Source organism: Kribbia dieselivorans NBRC 106261 (genome assembly GCF_001552435.1).
GTDB classification, from domain to species: domain Bacteria; phylum Actinomycetota; class Actinomycetes; order Actinomycetales; family Dermatophilaceae; genus Kribbia; species Kribbia dieselivorans.
Genome location: NZ_BCRE01000285.1, coordinates 1 through 1,521, shown reverse-complemented (window position 1 = coordinate 1,521; position 1,521 = coordinate 1). Strand labels below are relative to the sequence as shown.

Annotated in this window: 1 protein-coding gene and 1 pseudogene; both read right to left on the bottom strand. The window is 73.1% G+C overall.

Annotated features, from left to right (window positions below; genetic code table 11):
• Window positions 1–1,257, bottom strand: a 1,257-nt coding sequence (locus tag KD1_RS15895; protein ID WP_068403542.1) for a bifunctional uroporphyrinogen-III C-methyltransferase/uroporphyrinogen-III synthase, incomplete at its 3' end; no start/stop codon positions are given.
• Window positions 1,254–1,521 (bottom strand): annotated as a pseudogene (locus tag KD1_RS15890) (hypothetical protein); the annotation flags it as partial. The pseudogene KD1_RS15890 and the gene KD1_RS15895, both read right to left, overlap by 4 nt.

Sequence of the window (1,521 nt, the reverse complement as noted above, 5' to 3'; positions counted from 1 at the left end):
GTAGGCCGTCACGTCGTCGACCTCCCAGCCCATGTCCTTGAGACCGGCGACGAGCGTGTCGGTGGCGATGTCCGCGCGCGGCAGCAGCACCCGGTTGATCGGGTCGAGCAGTTCGTCGTACTCCGGCCAGTCCTCGAGCAGGCCGAGCGCGGACTGCTCGCCGGTCGGCACGAGGTCGGGCGTCAGGCCCCAGTCCTGCAGCGCCTTGGCCGTGACGCCCCCGACCGCGGCGACCTTGAGGCCGGCGAACGCGCGGGCGTCGAGGCCGAACTCGTCGAACTTCTCCTTGACCGCCTTGACCGCGTTGACCGAGGTGAAGCCGATCCACTCGTAGCGGCCCGTGACCAGGCCCTTGACGGCCCGTTCCATCTGGTGCGGGGTGCGCGGCGGCTCGACGCTGATCGTCGGCACCACCTCGGCGGTGGCCCCGTACCCGGCCAGCGCCTGCGTGATCGCGGAGGACTGCTCCTTGGTCCGCGGCACCAGCACGCGCCAGCCGAACAGCGGCTTGTTCTCGAACCACGACAGTTCGTCGCGCATCGGCACCGTCGGGCCGACCACGGCCAGCGTCGGCGCGCTCAGGGCCTTGGCGGCGGCCGCGGCCTCACCGAGCGTGGTCGTCGTCGTCGACTGCTCGTGGGTCGTGCCGTGCTGCGTCAGCGCGACCGGGGTGTCGGCGTCGCGGCCGTCCTCGACGAGGTGCCCCAGCGCCGCGGCCAACGCGGCCGGCCGGCCCATGAGCACGACCGTGACGTCCTTGTCGACACAGCGGGAGAAGTCGCTGCGCTCATCACCGACCGCGACGATGTGCACGGCGTTGGCGCCGCCGCCGGTCAGCGGGATGCCCGCGTACGTGGGCACGGCATGCGCGGCGCTGACGCCGGGCACGATGTCGAACCGCACACCCGCGCGGGCCAACTGCTGCGCGTCACCGACGAGGCCGTTGAACGTGGCCGGATCGCCGTTCATCAGGCGCACGACGATCTCGCCCGGGTGGTCGGTCGCCACCTCCACGAGCCGGCGGGCGCGCACGGCATCGGTGAGCACCGCTCCGGCCTCGCCGGGCCCGAGTTCGACGATCTCGACACCGTTGCGGGCATGTCGCTGCACGATCGCCGACGGGGTCGCATCATCGGTGACGACGACGTCGGCGCGGCGCAGCCAGGTCACGGCCGCCAGGGTGAGCAGGTCGGGGTCGCCGGGACCGGCCCCCACGAAGATCACGTGGGCAGCGGCCTGGGCCGGGTGGGGAGTCACTTCGGCGTGTCCTTGTCGGAATCGAGGGGCGCGGAGGTCCCGGAGGGGCGGGGGTCGGTGATGTGATCGGTGAGGTCGGCAGCGCCGTCCTCGAGTAGTCGGTCGGCCAGGGCGGAGCCGAGTGCGGCCGGGTCATCGGCGGAGCCGACGAGGGACCGGCGCAGCAGCGTCGCGCCATCGGCGCTGCCCAGCACGGCACGCAGCGAGATCTGCAGCCCGGCGGGCGCGTCGACGACCTCGGCGAGCGCGCCGATCGGGGCGTGG